The 21,317-nt window shown below is 37.2% G+C and carries 17 protein-coding genes and 1 tRNA gene; 10 read left to right on the top strand and 8 right to left on the bottom strand.

Annotation, left to right across the window (positions count from 1 at the left end; translation table 11 throughout):
- Window positions 1–70: 70 nt before the first annotated feature.
- Together MKL33_RS02180 and MKL33_RS02185 are read left to right on the top strand one after the other, a co-directional pair.
- Complete coding sequence (locus MKL33_RS02180; protein WP_202724752.1) at window positions 71–3,166, top strand: multidrug efflux RND transporter permease subunit; 3,096 nt, start codon at window positions 71–73, stop codon at window positions 3,164–3,166.
- A gap of 70 nt (window positions 3,167–3,236) precedes the next feature.
- Window positions 3,237–3,812: a DUF4112 domain-containing protein gene (locus tag MKL33_RS02185; RefSeq protein WP_270906376.1), complete on the top strand. Its 576-nt coding sequence runs from the start codon at window positions 3,237–3,239 to the stop codon at window positions 3,810–3,812.
- A 48-nt stretch (window positions 3,813–3,860) separates the two neighbouring features.
- Here MKL33_RS02185 and htpX read toward each other — a convergent pair whose 3' ends face one another.
- Entirely contained in the window at window positions 3,861–4,766 is a 906-nt protein-coding gene (gene htpX, locus MKL33_RS02190) for a protease HtpX (protein ID WP_002118851.1), read from the bottom strand.
- A gap of 258 nt (window positions 4,767–5,024) precedes the next feature.
- Window positions 5,025–5,885, bottom strand: coding sequence for a lytic transglycosylase domain-containing protein (locus MKL33_RS02195; RefSeq protein ID WP_270906377.1), 861 nt, complete (start codon window positions 5,883–5,885; stop codon window positions 5,025–5,027).
- 504 nt (window positions 5,886–6,389) lie between these two features.
- Between MKL33_RS02195 and ttcA the strand changes: the two genes are divergently transcribed.
- Both ttcA and MKL33_RS02205 read left to right on the top strand, forming a co-directional pair.
- Window positions 6,390–7,295 carry a tRNA 2-thiocytidine(32) synthetase TtcA gene (gene ttcA / locus MKL33_RS02200; protein WP_002118895.1) on the top strand — a complete coding sequence of 302 codons (906 nt, stop codon included), beginning with the start codon at window positions 6,390–6,392 and terminating at the stop codon, window positions 7,293–7,295.
- Window positions 7,296–7,499: 204 nt separating this feature from the next.
- Complete coding sequence (locus MKL33_RS02205; protein ID WP_002118641.1) at window positions 7,500–7,883, top strand: SCP2 sterol-binding domain-containing protein; 384 nt, start codon at window positions 7,500–7,502, stop codon at window positions 7,881–7,883.
- A 90-nt stretch (window positions 7,884–7,973) separates the two neighbouring features.
- On the opposite strand, the gene MKL33_RS02210 is transcribed toward MKL33_RS02205, so the two are convergent.
- The 3 genes from MKL33_RS02210 to greB all read right to left on the bottom strand — a co-directional run bounded on the left by MKL33_RS02210 (window position 7,974) and on the right by greB (window position 11,286).
- Window positions 7,974–9,086: a transglycosylase SLT domain-containing protein gene (locus MKL33_RS02210; protein ID WP_005067642.1), complete on the bottom strand. Its 1,113-nt coding sequence runs from the start codon at window positions 9,084–9,086 to the stop codon at window positions 7,974–7,976.
- Between the two features lie 533 nt (window positions 9,087–9,619).
- Complete coding sequence (locus MKL33_RS02215; protein ID WP_017399205.1) at window positions 9,620–10,594, bottom strand: 3-oxoacyl-[acyl-carrier-protein] synthase III C-terminal domain-containing protein; 975 nt, start codon at window positions 10,592–10,594, stop codon at window positions 9,620–9,622.
- 221 nt (window positions 10,595–10,815) lie between these two features.
- On the bottom strand, window positions 10,816–11,286 hold the full coding sequence (greB, locus tag MKL33_RS02220; RefSeq protein ID WP_069036577.1) for a transcription elongation factor GreB: 471 nt from the start codon (window positions 11,284–11,286) through the stop codon (window positions 10,816–10,818).
- A gap of 343 nt (window positions 11,287–11,629) precedes the next feature.
- Here greB and MKL33_RS02225 point away from each other — a divergent pair.
- Window positions 11,630–11,719 (top strand) — tRNA-Ser (locus tag MKL33_RS02225).
- Between the two features lie 16 nt (window positions 11,720–11,735).
- On the opposite strand, the gene MKL33_RS02230 is transcribed toward MKL33_RS02225, so the two are convergent.
- Window positions 11,736–12,944: a site-specific integrase gene (locus tag MKL33_RS02230; RefSeq protein ID WP_249571516.1), complete on the bottom strand. Its 1,209-nt coding sequence runs from the start codon at window positions 12,942–12,944 to the stop codon at window positions 11,736–11,738.
- A 1,080-nt stretch (window positions 12,945–14,024) separates the two neighbouring features.
- Between MKL33_RS02230 and mobC the strand changes: the two genes are divergently transcribed.
- Window positions 14,025–14,597 (top strand): plasmid mobilization relaxosome protein MobC, encoded by a 573-nt coding sequence (mobC, locus tag MKL33_RS02235; RefSeq protein WP_086223014.1) that lies wholly within the window; start codon window positions 14,025–14,027, stop codon window positions 14,595–14,597.
- A 41-nt stretch (window positions 14,598–14,638) separates the two neighbouring features.
- Window positions 14,639–17,068, top strand: a complete 2,430-nt coding sequence (locus MKL33_RS02240) for a relaxase/mobilization nuclease domain-containing protein (protein ID WP_270906378.1) — start codon at window positions 14,639–14,641, stop codon at window positions 17,066–17,068.
- A gap of 151 nt (window positions 17,069–17,219) precedes the next feature.
- On the opposite strand, the gene MKL33_RS02245 is transcribed toward MKL33_RS02240, so the two are convergent.
- Together MKL33_RS02245 and MKL33_RS02250 are read right to left on the bottom strand one after the other, a co-directional pair.
- Window positions 17,220–17,555: a hypothetical protein gene (locus MKL33_RS02245; protein ID WP_153569943.1), complete on the bottom strand. Its 336-nt coding sequence runs from the start codon at window positions 17,553–17,555 to the stop codon at window positions 17,220–17,222.
- A 501-nt stretch (window positions 17,556–18,056) separates the two neighbouring features.
- Window positions 18,057–18,410: a DUF2384 domain-containing protein gene (locus tag MKL33_RS02250; RefSeq protein WP_153569944.1), complete on the bottom strand. Its 354-nt coding sequence runs from the start codon at window positions 18,408–18,410 to the stop codon at window positions 18,057–18,059.
- 848 nt (window positions 18,411–19,258) lie between these two features.
- Between MKL33_RS02250 and MKL33_RS02255 the strand changes: the two genes are divergently transcribed.
- The 3 genes from MKL33_RS02255 (at window position 19,259) to MKL33_RS02265 (ending at window position 21,131) form a co-directional block, all read left to right on the top strand.
- Window positions 19,259–19,867, top strand: coding sequence for a hypothetical protein (locus MKL33_RS02255; RefSeq protein WP_153569945.1), 609 nt, complete (start codon window positions 19,259–19,261; stop codon window positions 19,865–19,867).
- A gap of 91 nt (window positions 19,868–19,958) precedes the next feature.
- Window positions 19,959–20,723 (top strand): hypothetical protein, encoded by a 765-nt coding sequence (locus MKL33_RS02260; protein WP_270906379.1) that lies wholly within the window; start codon window positions 19,959–19,961, stop codon window positions 20,721–20,723.
- Window positions 20,724–20,747: 24 nt separating this feature from the next.
- Window positions 20,748–21,131, top strand: coding sequence for a hypothetical protein (locus MKL33_RS02265; RefSeq protein WP_270906380.1), 384 nt, complete (start codon window positions 20,748–20,750; stop codon window positions 21,129–21,131).
- Window positions 21,132–21,317: the final 186 nt, after the last annotated feature.

Consider the following 21,317-nt stretch of genomic DNA (forward strand, 5'->3'; position numbering starts at 1 on the left):
GCTGGTTGATGATCAAGAGGGCAAATTTGGTATTGCCATCTGTTAATTGACGACCTAATTCTGAGCAGCCATGCTATCTAAATTTTTTATTCAGCGTCCCATTTTTGCCAGTGTACTCGCAATTATTGTTATGGCATTTGGTATTTTCTCGGTGCTGAATTTACCCGTAGAGCGCTATCCTGATATTGCCCCTCCTAAAATTACAGTATCGGCAAGTTATAGTGGTGCGGATGCGCAAACGGTTGAGCAAAGTGTTACTCAGATTTTAGAACAACAAATACAAGGTATTGATAATTTACTTTATTTCAGCTCTACCAGTGATTCATCAGGACGTAGCCGAATTACCATTAGCTTTGATAATGGCACAAATCCGGATACAGCACAGGTCCAAGTACAAAATAGTATTAGTGGCGTCATAAGACGGTTACCCGATGAAGTACAACGCCAAGGGGTGACCGTGAGTAAGTCACTCGGTGATACTTTTATGGTGGTAGGCTTATATGACTCTACAGGTAAATCGGGCAATATTGAGCTATCGGACTATTTAACTACGCATGTGGTAGATGATCTGAACCGTATTGAAGGGGTGGGTGAGTCTGATGTTTTCGGTTCGCAATATGCGATGCGAATCTGGCTAAATCCAGAGAAATTAAAACAATATAATTTAATGCCAAGTGATGTAGCGAATGCAATCACTGCTCAAAATACACAAGTTGCCGCAGGTGCAATCGGTGATTTACCTGTCATTGATGGACAATATTTAAATACGAAAGTCACCGCAGGGTCTCGACTAAAAACAGTCGAAGATTTTAAAAATATTGTAGTGAAAGCAAATCAAACAGCGAGCTATGTCTACTTAAAAGATATTGCTAGAGTCGAGTTGGGTGCAGAAAATTATCAGTCTTTTAACACTATTAATGGCTATCCGGCCGCTGGTTTAGGCATTTCACTATCTTCTGGTGCAAACGCGATTCAGACCTCTAAACTCATCCATCAAACTCTAGATCAGCTTACAACCAAGCTACCTGCTGGCTATAAAATTGTTTATCCACGAGATAATACGCCGTTTGTTCAAGAGTCTATTAAAGAAGTTGTAAAGACGCTTATTGAAGCCATTATTTTAGTTATTTTGGTGATGTTCCTGTTCTTGCAAAGCTGGCGCGCTACACTCATTCCGAGTATTACCGTTCCTGTTGTTATTTTAGGAACCTTTGCTGTTTTATATGTGCTCGGTTTTAGTATTAACACCTTAACGCTTTTTGCATTGGTGCTCGCCATTGGTTTGCTAGTAGATGATGCGATTGTGGTGGTTGAGAATGTTGAACGGCTCATGCATGAACAGCATTTAACACCGAAAGAAGCAGCCATTGAGTCGATGGGAGAAATTAGTGGTGCCTTAGTCGGAATTACATTGGTTTTAACTGCTGTTTTTATTCCAATGTCGTTTTTAGGTGGTTCAATTGGCGTGATTTACCGTCAGTTTTCCATTACCTTAGTTGCGGCTATGGCATTATCACTCGTCGTGGCATTAGTCTTAACACCTGCGTTATGCGCTTTAATTTTAAAACCGAATCCAGAGCCTATGCGCTGGGCAGTTTGGTTTAATAAAAAAATTGATCAACTTAAAAATCAATATATCAAGATCGTTCAAACAAGCATCCGTTATAGTAAATCGGTTATCGTGATTTTTGTGGCTTTGATTGCTGTTTTTGCACTGTTCTATAGTGGTTTAAAAAGTGGATTTATTCCTAAAGAAGATCAAGGCATTTTAAGTGTTCAAATTAAACTTGTTGATAGTGCGCCAATCTCGCAAAGTCAGAAAATTGGAGAACAAGTCCGTCAGTATTTCTTAACCCAAGAAGATAAGAATGTAGATCTGGTTTTGATTCGCTATGGCCGAAATTATTCTGGTACTGGCCAAAACTTGGCTCAAGGATTTATTGCCTTAAAACCTTGGGATGTGCGTACTGGAAAAGAAAATTCAGCTGACGCTATACAAAAGCGTGCGATGAAATATTTTAGTCAATTCAATAATGCACAAATTAATGTGACATTACCCGCTTCAGTCAATGGTTTGGGTCAAACCGATGGTCTGGATTTATGGATTCAAGATTTGAATGGGCAAGGGCAAGATTTTCTAGATAACACCTTCCGTCAGTTGCAAACACAGAGCAAAAACTATTCAAGTTTTGAAAACTTTGATAAGCAATCTACTAATAGTAAAGCAAACCTCAATATCAAAATTGATCAGAAACAAGCATTAGCAAATGGATTAGAGCTACCCGCGATTAACAATACTTTGTCGAGTGCATGGGGGGGAACGTATGTAAATGACTTTATTGACCGTGGTCGTATCAAGCGCGTTATGATTCAAGGTGATGCCCAGTTCAGATCAAAACCGGAAGATTTATATAATTGGTCTGTACGTAATAACCAAAATGAAATGGTACCTTTTAGCTCATTTGCTAATTTCAGTTGGGGTGGTGCTCCTGAAATCGTAAAACGCTATATGGGTTATAGTGCCTTGCAGTTACAAGCAGATGTTGCAAGCGGCAGTAGTTCAGGTCAGGCAATGAAAGATGTTGAACAACTTGTAAATCAGCAAAAAGATGTTGGCTTGGCGTGGACAGGTCTATCTTTTGAAGAGCAGAAGTCGACAAATCAGGCTGTCTGGTTATATTTAATTTCCGCAGGCTTTATCTTCTTATGTTTAGCTGCACTCTATGAAAGTCTAAGCATTCCCGCTGCGGTAATGACCTCTATTCCGCTTGGGGTGGGAGGAAGTGTCATTTTCTCTTATATTTTTGGCCTCCCAAATGATGTGTATTTCCAAATTGCACTGTTAACCACAATTGGATTGTCTTGTAAAAATGCAATTTTAATTGTTGAGTTCGCCGCCTTGGCTCAAGAAAAAGGGAAGAATGCAATTGAAGCAGCTTTAGAAGGCGCGAGCTTACGTTTAAGACCGATTTTAATGACTTCTTTGGCTTTTGGTGCAGGTGTGATTCCTCTTGTCTTTGCGCAAGGGGCAGGGGCTGTAAGCCGTCAAGAAATCGGTATTAGTATTTTAGGTGGCGTAATGTTTGGTACAGTACTGGTTCTTTTCTTTATTCCAGTCATGTACGTGTTGCTGCGTTCCTTGTTTAGATCGAAAGCTACTCGTTAAGTAAATAATTTAAAAACAGGTATTAAATCAAGTATATTAAGATTAACTACTCTTCATATATTTGATTTAAATGCCTCAAGAAAAAAAATTAACAGAGCAACAGGTCATCGCACTAGAACGAGATCTGGCCAAGTTTGCAACCATGATGGACAGTACGGTTCGCATTCCTTTTACAAAGCAGGGCATTGGTGCCGATGCTGCACTGAGTACTATTCCGTTTGCCGGTGATGTCGCTGGTTTTGCATTGACCTGTTATGCCATCTATAAAGCTAAACAAATTGGTGTGCCTCAGCATAAGTTGACTCCAGTCATCAAACTCGCTGTTGTAGATGCTGTAGTAGGCTTTGTTCCTGTGGCTGGGACTATTTTTGATATTTTTATAAGACCCAGTCGAAAAGCACTAGATGTAGTTCATACGCATATACGCGAAGAATATGCGATTCAGAGTGATATTCATGTCGTTCATCCATACTTACATGAAAAGCTCGAAAAGAAGCAGCAGAACTCAGCTTTCTGGCGAAATCCTGTTGTCAGTTGGTTATGGTTGCATATTCCCGATTTAGTAGGTGCGCTTGTACTGCTTTTAATTGGATTAGCTGTTTGGTGGGGCGCAAGCTATCTTTGGAGTTTCTATCAAACCATGTAATAAAAAATAAAGCCTCCATTTGGAGGCTTTATTTTTACATTAAACGTTTTATGGGCAATCTAATTGATGTAAAGCTGCCACACGCTGTTCAATTGTTGGGTGGGTTTGGAACAAAGCAGCTAAGCTGAAACCTTGTTCTTTACCTTCCGCAATTGCGAAGGCTTTCATTTCTTTTGGCATTTGATCTGGCATTTCAGTCTCAGCTTGTAGACGTAATAATGCAGAAATCATTGCTTGTTTACCTGCTAAACGTGCACCTGCTTCATCAGCACGGTATTCACGATAACGAGAGAACCACATCACAATGGCAGAAGCGAGAATACCAAAGACAATATCCAATACCATGGTAATAATGAAGTAACCCATACCAGGGGCTTCATCGTCTTGACGACCAAAGACATTACGGTCGATAAAGTCACCAACGACACGCGCAAAGAACATAACAAAGGCGTTCACAACACCTTGGATGAGCGCTAGGGTAACCATGTCACCATTCGCAACGTGACCAATCTCGTGCGCAAGCACTGCACGTAGTTCATCTTTGTTCATACGTTCAAGTAGACCAGATGAAACGGCAACTAAGGCATCATTTTTGTTCCAACCTGTTGCAAAGGCATTGGATTGATATGATGGAAAAATACCAACCTCTGGCATGTTAATACCAGCACGTTGAGAAAGTTCAGCGACTGTTTGCAATAACCAGCTTTCAGCTTGGTTACGAGGAGCATTCGGGTCGATCAGTTCTGTACCGGTCGTTTTCTTAGCCATCCATTTTGACATGAATAACGAGATTAAAGATCCCACCATACCAAACACAAAACAGATCACTAAAAGGTTGCCTAGATTCAAGCCACCCGCGCCATGGTAACTACCGACACCGAAGAGTGACAAAATAATGCCAGCTACAACCAGTACCGCGAGGTTGGTAAGCAAAAACAAACCAATCCGCATCATTGAGAAAATCCTCTTATAAATAAAATGTTATCTGATTTACAAATTCGAAATCATGAAGCTAATATGCGGGGCTTGGGGGAAAAATTCAAGAAAAAAATAAGGAATTGATACATTCTTTCATGTAGCAGAATGTACCTAAATTTAAAGAATAATTGGCCAAATTCGTCAAAATGGTAAAGATCAGGTAATAGATCATTACAATTTAAAACATCTAAACTAACCTAAATAGAACTGTGAGCCGCCGTTCTTCTTTACTGTTTATTCAATTCGTATATGGGCAATTGCAGTGGCATTATTGGTGACATAAGTGCCCGTTGGTGCATCGGTATAGGTACCGTCAGATAAAGTCACGATTTGACGAGAAGATGAATATTTAGGTGATTGAGTCGTGATTTGAGCTGTTGTGTTTTCTACCAAATTAGAAGAATGAGAAACAGTTTGCGCTGAAGTATTCGTAAAAGATGAAAAACCTGAACCAGATGCATATAAGTTTTGATATCGGCTTGTCACACGGCGCACATAATCTTGTGTTTCACGGAAAGGTGGAATACCGCCGTATTTGTCGACATTACCTTCACCAGCATTGTAAGCCGCAAGCGCCATTTGCGTGTTTCCATTAAAACGCTTGAGTAACCAGCTTAAATATTTAGCGCCTGCAAAAATATTTTGTTGCGGGTCATAGGCGTTAGAGACATTAAAACGACGGGCAGTCGCAGGCATGAGCTGCATTAAGCCTTGAGCACCTACTGGCGAACGAGCTCTTACGTTAAATCCTGACTCGGTGTGCATAACGGCTTTAATTAGACCTTCTGAAACACCATGTTGTTGTGCAGCTTGTCTAATAATGTGGTCGAAAGCGTTCTTATTTTTATTGTAGCTTGGCAAAACAGAAGCTTCTGATGCTCCCCAGTTTGTATAACTGTGAATATTACTATCAGGATAATAGGTCACTTTTACTTTTTTAAGAGAGTGGTCATAGCTTTTTCGGTTGGTGAGTAATGTACTACCGTTTTTATCTTGGTAAATATACATTTGACCCGCTGAACTCGAAGTTGTACCGACCGTAAAAGTGGTCATCCCCAGCAAACAAGAAACAAGAAATTGAACCGAATTTTTCATTTTATGTTATTCACAATTTTTAGGTACTCAAAACTTGGAAAAGAGTTTATCAAAAAATATTACTTAAAGAAGATTTGTGTAATTTTTTTTATTTCGACTCTTTCAAAAAATCAAGCTGATTTGTTCGAATGCTCATCAAAAAAAATTAAAAAATTTTTTTAAAATGATTCTATTGACATGGTTAACTTGTTGATTATTAATAATAAAAAACATTGGTTAAAAAATGATCAATTTAAAGAAAACCCTTAACAGAAGGCCAAAACAGTTTGTCAAGTACGAAGAAATCCACAATTTTATCCACAGGTTTTGTGGAAAACTGTGGAAAAGTCCAAAAAGTAAGCATTTTGCACAAATTTTGAACGCTTCAGTCAAAATAGAGCATGTGTTTTGCATCATGCACGAGCAATGTGACGACTTCAAGAATTGAAACTATTCTTTTGATGCGATTCTCTTCTGAATCATATAAAATTGCGCGGTATTTTTATTTATGGGTATATCTCGTCTATGTACGCGCCAGTTGAGTCCAATCAGGGATTTAATTTTAAGCCTGAACTTCCAACAAGCTCGGCCTATTACCGTTTGCTCAAGAAGCTTCGCCGTCAAGTTGGGCATGCTATTCGTGACTTCAATATGATTGAAGATGGCGATAAGGTCATGGTGTGTGTGTCTGGTGGTAAAGACAGTTATACCTTGCTCGATATTTTGTTGCAGTTTAAGCGTATTGCACCAATCAATTTTGAGGTGGTTGCGGTTAACCTCGATCAAAAACAACCAGGCTTTCCTGAAGATGTTTTGCCTCGTTATATGGAAGAGAACAACATTCCATATTACATTTTAGAAAAAGACACCTATACCATTACTAAACGCTTAACACCTGAAGGTAAAACCTACTGTGCAGTGTGTTCACGTTTACGCCGTGGTTCTTTATATGGATTTGCACAAGAGATTGGTGCGACTAAAGTTGCTTTAGGTCATCATCGTGATGACATCATTGCAACGTTCTTCTTGAATTTGTTCCATGGCGGTAGCTTAAAGGCGATGCCTCCAAAGCTTTTATCGTCAGATAAAAAGAACATTTTGATTCGTCCTTTGGCATATGTTGAAGAAAAAGACATTATTAAATATGCCGAGATTCGTCAGTTCCCAATCATTCCATGTAATCTTTGTGGTTCGCAGGAAAACCTACAGCGTGCCATGCTTAATGAAATGCTACGTGAATGGGATAAACAATATCCGAAGCGCTTACACAGCATTTTCGGGGCATTACAAAACGTATCTCCGTCTCAGTTAGCAGACCGCGAATTGTTTGACTTCGAGGCCCTAGATTCTCAGCGCGAGTTGGATATTAAAGATCCGGAAGAGCTTAAGAACCGTTTAGATGTCGTGAACTTAAGCTTTGCTGCTGAATAAACGCTAGCATAAAAAATGTTAAAGGCACTTTATAAACAAGTGCCTTTAATGTATCAAAATACTAAAAAATGAATGTTCCGTACAAAAAGTCATAGCCCAAAATTTAAATTACATGCTATAACAAGCCACAAGCAGAATTGCTTCACATGATGTTGTCTGGATAGACAACCAGAGAAATTGAACAAATAAATTTGAGGAAGAATCATGCCTGCATTTTTAACTGAAGATTGGTTTGCGACTGTCGAAAAATTAACTGCTGAAGCAGGTGATCTTAATTTGCCGCCCGCTCTTGCGAACTTGGCAATTAATTTAGTAGTTACAGATGCTTCTGGAAATACCGAATTAGCTTTAGATGGGGGTAAAATCCAAAAAGGTTTGTCTTCAAATGCCAAAACAACTTTAAATATGGATGCTGAGACTTTACGTAAAGTGTTCTTAGAGTTTGATATGGCTGCTGCTATGCAGGCATTCATGACTGGTAAAATTAAAGTTCAAGGCGACATGTCTCAATTAATGGCTTTACAAACAGCTAAGCCAAGCCAAGAACAAAAAGATTTGTTTAAGAAAGTATTAGAGCATACTGCTTAAACTTAAAAGAATTCATATAAAAAGCTTACCCAAAGAGGTAAGCTTTTTATTCGTACAAACAATGAATTTATCAACTTTTAAAAATAAAAATTAGATATTGATTCGTGTTTGCGCCGTTTTGATATGTTCAAGATAAGCACGGATACGAGTGACATATTGAACTGCTTGCTTATATCGACCATTTCGCGTTTTATTGCTTTGCAAATAGTCATAGAGGTTGACCCATTTGTTCGGATCTTTCCCTTGAGATTGCAAGCGCTTCTGAATCTGACTTACCGCACCTGGTCCCATGTTATAGGCCACCAGCGCATACCAGTTCCGATCAGGGAACGGAATATTATCAAATTCAGTTAGCATCAGATCGTAATACTTCGCGCCGCCCTGAATACTCTGAGCAGGATCGCTACGATTGCTTACACCCATTGCTCGAGCAGTACTATTGGTTAACATCATTAAGCCACGCACACCTGTGGGAGAAACAGATTCTGGCTTTAAATATGATTCTTGATAACCAATTGCGGCAAGTAAATGCCAATCTAGATCATACTTCGCTGCGCTTTGTTTAAAGCTCGCTTTGTAAATCGGTAAACGTGTGCTTAAGTCACGTTGAATGGTTGACCATGCTTCTGGTTTCACCACATTGCGATTATAAAAAGAGGCAAGCTGTTGGGTCACACCATTTTGCTTACTTTGGCATACAAAGCCGCTGGCGGTCTGTGTGAGTGGGTCATCAGCCTGTTTAAATACCCAACTTAACTCAGGATTTAAGCCATTTTTTTGCAAATTTGCTGTGTCACCACAACTTGCAGAAAACGACATTAAACCTTTGTTTTCGATTGTGCTTAAACCTGCTGTAGTCATCGCAAAGTTTGCTTTACCTTGCTGAACCCATCTAAGTGCAGTGGCATTGTCTGCCACGATTTTAAAGTCCAGCTTTACATTTAGGTTCTGTGCATAGTTACGTGCTAAGTCATAACCAAAACCATGTAAAAACTGATCTTCTTTGAAAACGGTTGTCGGGCTTTCTACCGCAACAACAGTTAAAGTGTTTGTGTTAACTACAGTATTGTACTGTAGGGTTTTTCCTGCATTAAGACTATGAAATGGGAGAAATATAGTACTGAGTGCAAGAGCTTTTAACGGGAGAGAAGAAAATAAAGAGTTAAGGCAAAGCCTCGACCCAGAACTTGAATTACTGTGCATGTTGTCTCCGCTACAGATAATTTATGCCCTAAAAGTCAGACAAAAAGCTGCCATAACTTCTAAAAGTTGATAAATTCAATAAGGGGTGGGCAGTCATGACGTCATTCAAAATGACATGAAATGAAAAAAACAAACTGTGTAGAAAATCTACATAGTTTTCGAGTGGGTTAAAAAATGCTCAACATTTAAACTGCGCGCATCATAATATTGAAAAAAAGTAATGTCAAATTTTGTACAATTAAAACTTCGATATATCATCATAAACACATGAATTTCTTAAGGAAGAAAATTTATACACTTCTGTTGTGAGAAAATAGGGTATAAAATGCTACATTTTGTAGCCATCGTGTTAGTACAACGTGAAATTTGATTTAGATACTAGGTAAATTGATATAAGTTAAATAATTGAAAATATAAAATAATTTAGTTTTGTTCTAATAAATTTAATTTGTTTATAATTAAATTGAAGTTAAAAGATACTTGTTAAAAAAGTATCTTTTAACTAAGGTAATATTTTTATAAGTTATTTTTCATTAAATCTTCCATAACATTACACCGGTCTGATAACCTGCTCCTAAAGACCAAAAAACAATAATATCGCCTTTATTTATAAGTGATTTTTCTAAACGTTTTTTATAGGCAATAAAAAAACTACTTACTCCTGTATACCCATATTGATCTCCAATATATTCAATTTTTTCAGTAGGTATATTGATTTTATCCTGGAGAATGTCAATATTAGATTTTGTAAATTGAGATAATAAAAAACAAGATATGTCTTCAATTTTTAAATTATTTTTCTTTAATAACTTTTCTAACGCGTCCGCAGCAAATTCCACGCTTTCTAAACCAGTAAATGGTGCCCAATGAATTTTTTGTTCCTTACTATGGTAATTCGTTAAACCATGAGGAGGAAAAACAATAGTTTTACAAAAACTACTATCTGTCTGATACATCCTGTCAATAATGCCTGAATCACCAGTATTTTTTTCAAGTATTATGGCTGCTGCTGCATCTCCTACAATTGTTGAAGGAATTGGTTGCTTTTCATCTCCGAGCATTGTTAGATGGTCAGATCCAATCACTAGTGCACGTTTGTAGCTCTCTTTAGACGCTAGTAAAACTGATGCCTGTTCAAGGGCAACAAACATTCCTAAACAATTAGCATTTATATCAAAGCATATACAGTCAGTTTTAATATTTAGTTCTGAATGAATAAGTAAAGCATTAGTTGGAGATAGATATTGTAATGTTGTAGAGGAAAAGATAATAATATCAATACTATCATGTGAAATATTATAATTTTTTAATAATTTTTTTGAAGCATGAATTGCCATTGTGAGAGCATTTTCTTCCTCATCAATAATTACATGCCTTTTATTTCTACCTACTTTTTCAAAAATTCTATTTAAACTGTCTTTATCTTCAAATTTATTTAAATAGTAATCATTATTTCTAATTGTTTCTGGATGATAGGTTGATATAGCAGAAATTTTTATACCTTTCATAGTTAAATAATCTCTTTATTATAAAAATAAAATTTTGTTTGGTTCTTAATCTATTATCGATGGCATTTTATTTATTTTTTTTAATTTTAATTTTTATGTTTTTTATTTTTATACATGAGCTTATATAGGTGTATATTAAAAATCAATGAGCTATATTGATTTTCAATGACAATATAATTCAATATTATATTTCACTTAATTATATTGTAATAAAAATTAAATTATTGATAAGAGATGTTTGTTATATACCAAATCATTTTACCCTTAGGAGTTTGAACTTGTATTTCATCATCTATACTTTTACCTAAACAAGCTTTTGCCATAGGCGATTGCAAAGAAATATAATCCTTACGACCGTAAATTTCTTCATCGCCGACTATGCGAAATTTAATAGCTTCGCCTTCGTCATTTTCTAACTCAACCCATGCTCCAAAGTATGCTTTTCCGTCTTGTTCTGGGCTATATTCAACTTTATGTGCGACTTCAAATAGTTTGGTTAGGTATCTAATTCTACGATCAATTTCACGTAGTTTTCTTTTGTTGTAGTGATAGTCTGCATTTTCTGAGCGATCACCAAGACTGGCTGCCCATGACACAATTTTAGTAATCTCTGGACGTTCTTTTCTTACAAGATCATTTAACTCATCTTGTAATTGTTGATAACCTTCAACCGTTAATAGTTTGCGATTCATCATATGGCCAAAACTTCTTTCATATAGATAGTTTCGTTAGAAACTACATCAGGAATTAAAACTTATCAGTAATTGCAAAGGGCAGAATACCCTGAGTAAAGCTTCTTATCTTTGTGAGTATGTTATCAAAAAGATGGAAGAATATCATTTAGTTATGCCAAGAGTGTTCTGCTGTCAAAGATAGCTAAGAATCTCAAAAGAAAGTTTTTTAAGATGAAAAGAAGGAATAAGTAGATAAAAACTCAAAATCTGAAATATTTTGTTTTTATTTTGAGCGGTTGAATTAAAAAATTAAATAAAAGATTTGCCAACTTCAATTTTTATTTATATTATAGCGCTCGTTGGAAGCGTGGCAGAGCGGTTTAATGCACCGGTCTTGAAAACCGACGAGGGTGTGAGTCCTCCGTGAGTTCGAATCTCACCGCTTCCGCCAAATATCTTAAAGGGAATCAAATAGATAGTTTGATTCCCTTTTTATTTGGCACAATTTTGGCACTATTCGAAATTTTAGCAATCTCTTCTTTGTTCTTATCTGAATTAATCCACTTGGCATAACGCATCATTAGCATCACTAAACTATGCCCTAGCTGTGAAGCCACATAAACTGGATTAAGTCCATTCATTAAGCATACAGTCGCATATGTATGACGAGTGTTATAGGCAGGGCGATAACGTATGCCATTCGCTTTCAGTGAGGCTACAAACTTTTCGCTCAATGATTTTTGCGTAGTAAATTCCCTACCTGTCTCATCACAGATAAATACGTGCTCATATTTGAGGTAGGTTAGTAATCTAAGTTGTTGAAATGCCTCGAAAGCAAAATCATTTAAATCTACAAATCTAGCTTTATTTGTTTTAGTGGTTTCTTGCTGAACGCCGTTCACACGACCTTTATTGATGTAAATCTGTTTATTTAAAAAATCTACATCCTGCCAAGTGAGTGCGATAATTTCTGATGGACGGCAACCTGTCCAGAATGCCACCACAAAATACCAATACACGGTTGGGTAGTCTGCAATATATTTCTCTTTTAACCAGTTCAGTATTATTTCCTTTTCCATTTCATTGAATGGATCGGGTTCATCCTCCTGAGTTTTCTGATTTTTCAATCGGTCACATGGATTCTTATCAATCACCTCATCATCACAAGCTAATTCGAATACGCCACGTAATGGAATCAAAGCATCATTTCGAGTTTTAGCCGATGACCATTCACGTCCATTGACGGCTGTACGCAACATTTGACTGGTGATCGTATTAATCGGCATATCTTCGAATAATGGCATCCAGAGCCTTTCCAAAATTGATAGATATTTTTTCTTGGTGCCTTGCTTATGATCTGAAAGGTTATAAAGGTATTCTTGGGCATAGTGAGCAAATGTCGGAGCATTTGACGCTGGCAATATTTTTTGCGCAGCGTCAGCTTTTTTGATGGGTTTGGCGGTGACAGCTTCGATATCCTCGATTTTTAATATCCCGTATTTAGCCTTGTTTACAAAATCTTCTCTAATCTTAGCCGCCTTAATGAAGTTGGCTGGGGTATCGATGAGGTCGAGGGTGAACCACTCGCGCTTGTCGTTCCATTTAAAGTTAATCTGTATTTTTCCCGATCTTGCTCTTGTGCCTTTTGGTAGACCTGAGCTGCTTGTTCGACCCATGCGTTATAACCTTTCAAACTATATAGAATTTTTCGATCAGACACTTTCACCCAGACTTTTCCTTCCTCCCAGTGAGGCCTAAGATTCTTTAGGTTCGTGATCTGTTCACCCGTCAATTCACAAAACTTTTCTGCGGTGACCCAATCCAGCAGTTCAAAATATTTACTCATTGTTGAACCTCCGCATTTTTATTTGAAAGTCTTGCTCCAGTTTTTTTATATCTAATAATTAATTTTATTAGATAAAGATTTTTTATCATTTTGACCTCTTCAGTTTTTAATGCAGTTGAAGAAAGCCTGTTGTCTTAAAATCCTCATGTTGTTAATTAGGATCTGAAGAGTAAAACAAGTTTCTATACATTGAAAGCTACCATGTTTTATTTGTGTAAAAATGATTTGTGTATAAAAGATCAAGAAATAGGTTTATTTTTTTTTAATTAATTTTTATCTATTATAACAGTAATTAATCTTTAGTATTTTCTTCGGTTTACTACTTTTGTTTTTTGTGGTTGGGTTTTGATTTCTTAATTGCTTTTTTGTTTTAGTTGGGGTTTATGAGTTTTTTATGTTGATCATTTTAATATTTTTCTTATGAAAACTATTATTTATTTAATAATTAGATTAAATATTTAATCTAATTTAATTTAAGAGAATAAACTTTAAACTTAGATGTTGTTTTTAGTTAAGCATATGTTTTAATTATAGAATAAATTTAAAATTCCTCTTGGTGTATATCTTCTATAGATCATGATCTTATTTTTATTTGAAAATTAGAACGTGTTTAGTCTTTGTGATATTTAATATATCACTTAATAGTCCAAAGTACATAAAATATGAAAATAATCGGTTGAGCCAGAGTACCCTGTCCGTACACAATAACAACAAAAGTTGTAATTGTGTACGAACGGAATCTGGTTGGCTTGCAGCCAAACCGCTACTTTTAATAATGTGTTTGTTTTAAATTTTTAGAGTAACTATTTATTCTACATATAAATTATTTTAAAATTCCTATCAAAAAACACTTTTATTATTTTAAAATTTATTATAGCTTAAAAATAGATTGACGGTTTTTAGGTGTATTATGGTTGTTGCTAATGTTATTAAAAAATCAAGAAGAGTAAGTCGACTTGAATTGCGTTTAAATGATGATGAATTAGAGATAATTAGAGATTCAGCAAGTCTATTAAATAAAACTGTAAGTGATTTTATTCGATTTAGCGTGAGTTGTTATATTCAAAATAATTTGAATGTTGATCGATCTTCAATTCGTGAATCGCATGTTGTAGCGAAGAAAAAAGAGTCAAATCACAGGACGCAAGAAGATAGCGAAAGCATTGCATTCCAACTTGCAAAAATTGGCAATAATCTCAATCAGATTACCCGTGCAATTCACATTAGCAACAAAATCGGAAAACCAGTCGACTTACTTCGAACGTACCTACTTGTCGAAGACTATTTAAAAAAAATCTATCAGCTTTATCCGCTTCCTTGTCCTCCGTCACTGCATCGTTCTGATAAGACAGTTCAGCGCCGACACCAGCATATTGAACAAAAATATCTCGCTGATTTATTGCGACAAATGCAAGTCGTTGGAGAAGGTGAACTTGAATCAACTTCAGACGCTGACCTTTCTAATGACCATCTAAAAAATTGACTTTTTATTTCCATTTATATTTTTAAACGGGAGGGCAGATCATGTTGATTAAGATGTTGAGGCATGGAACGGGCAGTGCAGCACGTGCAGCAAGTTATGTGCTCGACGAAAAGGATCACATGAATATTGTCCGTCCGCACGTTGAAGTGTTGAGTGGGGACCCTCATATCTTTGCAAAAATTGCAGATAGTTCTCCTTTCAAACATAAATATACATCTGCCGTGATTGCTTTTGCTGAAGAAGATCAACCGACTGATATTGAAATAAAAGATGTCTTAAAACAGTTCGAAGCATTAGCTTTCAGTGGTCTTGAACCTGATCAATATCACATGACGGCTGTGTTGCATCACGAACCAAATGGGTCAAAGCATATCCATATCCTTGTGCCACGGCTTGAACTCAGGTCAGGAAAAGCAATGAATATAGCCCCTCCAGGTTTGTTTCAAAAGCATTTTCATACTTTGCAAGACAAGCTTAATTCCGAATATGGGTGGGCAGATCCGAAGGATCCTGACCGTGCAAGATTTACAAAAAAAGGCTATGAGCTGTATTTACAATCTGCGCTGAAAAAAGTTGAAAAGAATAGAGGAAACTATAAAACATTCATTGAAAATTTATATGTTGGACTCTTGTCCATTTCGTTAAAAGAATTAGAAACAAATCAAAATGAATTTCTATTCTCTGAAATTTTAGTACATAACCGTGATGACTTTATGCAATTTGTACTCACAAACAAACTTGCTAGCGAAGTTGCCAAAATTCGAGAAAATCAGTTTAGCTTAATTCCAACTTTCGGGAAAAAACCTATTTATTTTCAAGGAGAAATATATGAAAGACAATTTGACATCAGAAAATGCTCAGAACCATTTCGAGAACGTATCAAAGCTTTTGAGCAAGTTCGAAAAGCAGATAGCGAACGTGGAAACGATGAGCAGCGAACAGTTAATCAGATTTCAAAAAATACTCGAATGCCTCGTGCAAAACTTCGAGATAGAGCAGAAAAAACTTTGCAAGGAGCTAGACAGGCAAGAGCAGCTTACAACAGACAACGTTATGCATCTGCTACAACATCAGAAAAACGAGACTCAGATTTTAATCAGAGGATTGAAATCATATCGAGCAGAGTTGAAGCAGAATATCAGCAATATTCAAATGACGCTGTCTTCACATCTCAACGAAATCGATCAGATCATGCAAAAGCATCTTCAGCAGAGCAAAGCCCAATTGCAACATACGATCAAAGACAATCAGAATCTGATCAAAGTCCAAATTCAGGACAATACCCAAAGTATCACACTGTTATTAGAAGATCAGAAAAATCAGTTGCAGCAGCAAGTAGATCAAGCATTAACTCAGTCGATCACTTACAACCCGAAATTAATTCTGAAAACATTTATTCTGATGTTGCTTGGAATGGGGCTACTGAATATTTTAGTAATATTGCCCTCCAACTACTATCTCACACAGCCGATCTTAACCAAAAACGAGACCGAAATCTTGACGGACGAAGACGGCACTCGATACCGAGCGATCACCTCCTCGAAATGGATCGATTGCAATACTCTGAATTTGAGCAAAAAGAAAGTCCATCCGACAGAACCGAATATTCATCTGACATTTCCTTGTTTCGTGGAGAAATAAGTTATGAAAGAACAGCAACATACGATTATTCAACATCACAACGGCAGCGACACACAGCAGATGATTTTGGATTTACTCGAACAAATGAGTTTAGCTTTGATGCCATCATCGCTGAGTACTATGCAAGACTTGCAAGAAAACGTCGAGAAGATGAAAAAAAGGCTCAGCGTGATCGAGCATTACGAGCAGAGCAACAGAGACGACATGAACAAGATCTTGAAAATCTTAGGTTTCAGCAGTCCGTCAGACTTGAGCCAAGCCGAGATCAATCTATTTCAGAATATTGGATTGATGATCACAGAGTTACAATCGAGACAGGAAAAATTAGAACAGTTAGAACAGCAACAGCAGTTACAGCATCAGAAAGAGCACCGACTTCAAGAACAGAGCATGTCATTCGCTACACAGATCAGCAGACTAGAGCACTTAACGACAAATTGGATCAAGCGCTTCGACGTGCTGGAGAAGCAAGAGTCGAATTTGAAACAGTTGCAATTGCAACAGCAACAACAAATCAAAGACTTAAACGAGATGATGTTGAATTGTATTCAGAGTATGAGCAATTTAAACAAAATATGCGTCGACTTAGAGAACAAGCAGATGCAGATCAAGAGCATGCAGCAACAATGCAACAGCAATACCAATTCGATCGAGAGCATTCAGCAGAGCTTACAGCAACAATACTGCAACTTGCAAAACTCGTTGAAGAAATTGTCAGTCTGATGATGCACTTAATTGCAGCAATGCTGGGACAGCAATATAACATTCAAAGTCAACCACAAGTTGAATCTAAACAACAAAAACCAAACGATTTTGGTGCTGAGTTTTAAACAATCACTTTTAATATTCACAAGTCTATTATCTTTAGCGTTGCTGCTGTCACTGATTGCATTCAGCATTATTTCTGCTTATTCGATAATAATGCAGTCGATTAATACAGTGCACAGTAGCAAGCTAAAAATACATAATTAATTAAGTGACCTAAATAGAACGGATTCCCAATACACGCTGTGCACGTTCAATCATCTTGTGACGTTGATGTGTACGAAATGCCCACAAAGAGGAGAGATTGTTATTTTGATTGAGCTTTGCAACTTCAAGAATTTGCTCATCAGTCATTTCATGCATGCATTGACGAATGATTTGATGTGCTTGTTCAAGTTCTTTGAGCAAGGAGTTTGCAGTGTCAACAGCAATATAAAGATTGGCGAGTGTTTGACGTTGAGGATTTGAAATAGTTTTGCCAAGTTCAACGATAAGTTGACCAGCTTGTTTTTTAGGTGTGCAAGTGTTTGCACCATGAAGAATTGCGTTCATAGCAGTAATCCTAGATAAGTTTAATTACTTACCGCCATCATTTTCCTACGATGATGGTGGCAGCTTAACAGGAGTAGGAAATACTGAATCTAGGCTCAGCCAACCTTACGGTTGTCCTGTCAAACTGCCATAACGACTGCTAAACAGTAGACAAAAAAATAGCCGCAAGTGCGACATTTATTTGCACCTAGATAATATCAGGTTTCCTACGCCTGAACACAGATTTTGCTGTGTAGAGTTAGCTTAACTGGGTATCGCTTGAGCTGTCAACTCTGTGATTGGATCTTTTTACATATCTTAACATTAAATAATTCATTGATTCTGCTGGAGATATTTTAAATTTCTGACGGCTAGGAATTTGATTGTGAATCATGTTTATGGCGATGTGTTGAGCACAAACTTTAATGTTTGATGTGTTTTAAAAGAAGTGATGCAAATGATGATCAGAATTTCTAATCCATCAAATCGAGGCTGATTCGCTAAAAGAATGAGTTAAATAAATCATCGATTGTTTAGGGCTTCAGTAACTGTTAAGGCTTTCTCTAAGCCTTCTCGGGTTTGAATTTGCTGAATCGGGACACCATCGGTTGCGGTATTGAATGCATTCATAAAATAATCAATCCATTCCGAGTCATCGCCAGTGAGTGTTGATAAGCTTTGATAAAGGCGAATCAGTAATAATCCAGTTTCACCTTGTGCAGATGCGGGTTCTAATACAGCTGAGAATTCGATTTGGTTCATCGACTTGAGATCGAGACCCATCACAGTAGCCAGTTGAGTATTACCAAGACCAAGTAAATTCGCGGTTTTCAAGACGGCTTCTGCTAAAACCATTGTTGTACTGGCTGAGTTCATTCAATCGACCCGCTGAGCTTTGCTGATTATTTATTCTATCGCATTTAATAGGATATTACTGAAGAAGAGGGAACTTCAGTTTGCTCTCTTTAAATCAGCATTTGTAAATTTCATTCTTCTCATTAACAGCTCATTAGGCATTCATTCATCTCAATGCTTCAAATTTAACAGCTGAGCTGCGCCTGATTTAATTCTTTATTTTATTGTTTTATTTTAATAGAGAACAACAGTCCATTTTAACCTCATCCATCAAAGCAAAATGAGCCGATCGATCGGACGAATTTGACCTTATGGGAAAAATCAAAGACTTAATGCGATTATATGAGGCGAATCTAATTGTCTAGATTTTAGCGCTTTGTAAAATTGACTAAAGCGCTGGATAAAATTAATATGGGCTCGCTGGCCTACATTGCCAGTCGGTTTTGACAGACCGTTGATCCAGCACAGAGAATAGCCTGCCTATTTTTTGTGGACCTTCTCGTCCCCCTTTTTATCTTTATGGTAGGACAGAAGGGGGACACCTTCGGGTGTGCTGGTTCCTTGGATCCCAGTCTGTCAACCCTCTTTTGTTCTGCCACCATTATTTGACAGTAATTGGTAGAACTTCTTAAGATTCAAGGAGCTTCTCATGCTGTACCAATTTTTTCTAATTTGCGACTCACCCCATGTTCAACCCTGTTGTGCTTTGCAACGAGGGCGATACGGCTAATTTTTATTATTCATCTGTATTCAAACAATATTTTTACAAGAACAATCCAACGGTGGATGGCTAAGTCACGCCTATAAAAAATAAATCTTTTTATATCTGCTGGTGATTGTGCATTGCATTGAACATGCGGGAAATAACCATGACTGAATTAAGCAAACCCAAAATCATACCCATTGAACACCGTCCACAAAAATCCAAGCTCTTTATAAAATGTGTGGTCTTACCCATCGTGATCTTTCTTATCGTTGCCAAAATCTTCTCCTTTGGTGCTTTCGGTTACATCTTCTTTGGCTTTGACCTATTCTGGTTTGTGATCCTTTACTACCTTTATGAATATGGAAATACCTACTTTGACGGGATGACTGAACAACTGAAGCGTCAAGGAGAAAGCTTTAACTACCAAAACCGTGGTGTCTGGATTAACAGCCAAGATAAAACCATTATCCTGTTTGATCAGGCTGATCAACGCCTCGTGAAATATCCCTTTGATTACATCACCTCCGTTGGACACTACAACTTAGTTGAAGATAACTTTAGAACCACGACCACTGTGATCAGCAATCCAATGATGGGAACGCATGTCAATCAACAGGTTCATCGCACACCGATGAAACGAGAGTTTCAAGTCAATATCGGTACACGAGATCCGTTCAAACCGAATTACAGCCTAAAAGTCCTATTTCCTTGGCGTAGTCCACAAATGGCCAGTGAAATCCGTCAGCTACTATCAGCGGATCATTATCAATAACTGATGTTAATCGATTAAAAATAAATAAGTATTTTACACGAGCACTTCTTGCGGGTAGCCAAAGCCCGTAGGAGATGCGAGGATCATTAAAATGAAATTTCGATTTAAACCTCTACTGATCAGCAGCATGACCTTGTTGATCATGCAGACTGTGACGGCTCAACCCCTGTCTACATCTAAGCCATTCACCTTAGAGCAAGGATTAACTTGTCTAGATTGGGCCAAGAAAGAACAATCTTTGAGTAACCACTTAGCCTTGATGGGCACCGAAATGAAATGGCCATCTGGAATCACCTCATTACAGCAACAATTTCAACAGCAGTACCGCAAACAAAAGAGCAGCGTCATCAATGATCCTGATGATGAAAATTTCTGTGAAGATTGTCCTGAAAGCGAAGTTTATTTACCCAACAGCAAAAGCAATCCCATTAAAAGGATTGAAACCTTAGTACATGTCAGTGTTGCAGGGGCAAAAACCGCAATCTATCGTGCTGATGACATTAATAGCACCAAACAAAAGATCGAGGATGGATTGAATATTCAATTTAGTCGCTATAGCGGACAACAATTGAAAAGCTTTAAACAGCAGTGGGATAAAGCTTCAATGCATGATGATCAAAACAGAAGCAAAACCCACAAAGTCTTTCGGCAATATCCACATTTAAAGGTCTTTGATGGAGAGGTTTTCCACTATCAAAAGGTCTATACCCCCAAACAAATTTATATCTATAGCCAGCCCTATAAACGAGATGTATCTGATCCCAATGACATGATTGCTTTTATTAGCCTTTATGACAATCCAGTAAATCCATCACAACACATCTTACAGTGTGGCTTTATTGACAATGTGTTTTAACAACAAAATTAAGAGTCTATTCAAATGAAAAAATTAATATTTGCAGGGTTATGTTTAAGTCTTTCAACCTTGGCTAGTGCAGGCGTAAAAGAAAGCTTAGTTGGTAAACGACTAGTCTTAGATTTACCCGATGTAGAATGTGCAGGCTTGTCTTTTGCCAAGAATGGAAAAGATGCTGCAATGTATGCAGAAATAGGGCAATGTCAAGATCCATTACCATTAAGAGTAAGATGGTTAGATGACAAGACTTTCATTCTGATTGAGAAAGTACGAACCAATGATATTTCTCCACCACGGTCTTATTTATACCGAGTAAAAAGTTACCAGAAAAATGGTGTTGAATTGACGGATATCTCGACAGGCTGGGGAGATCATAAAGATACGATCATCAGTTATTATTTTAAATAAAGAGAAGGGTTGGCAGCTTAGAGAATTCGTTAAAAACAATGGATCAACGATAAATTAAGGGTTTAAAACAATGAACTACTACGCAGAGGACCCCTTCTAGGTAATGTGACCTAGGAGGCAATATGAAAAAGCTGAAATTTCAGTACCTACAACCTGAAAATATTCATCCTAATGACGGTATACGAG

Source organism: Acinetobacter sp. AOR43_HL (genome assembly GCF_027854635.1).
Taxonomy (GTDB): domain Bacteria; phylum Pseudomonadota; class Gammaproteobacteria; order Pseudomonadales; family Moraxellaceae; genus Acinetobacter; species Acinetobacter pittii.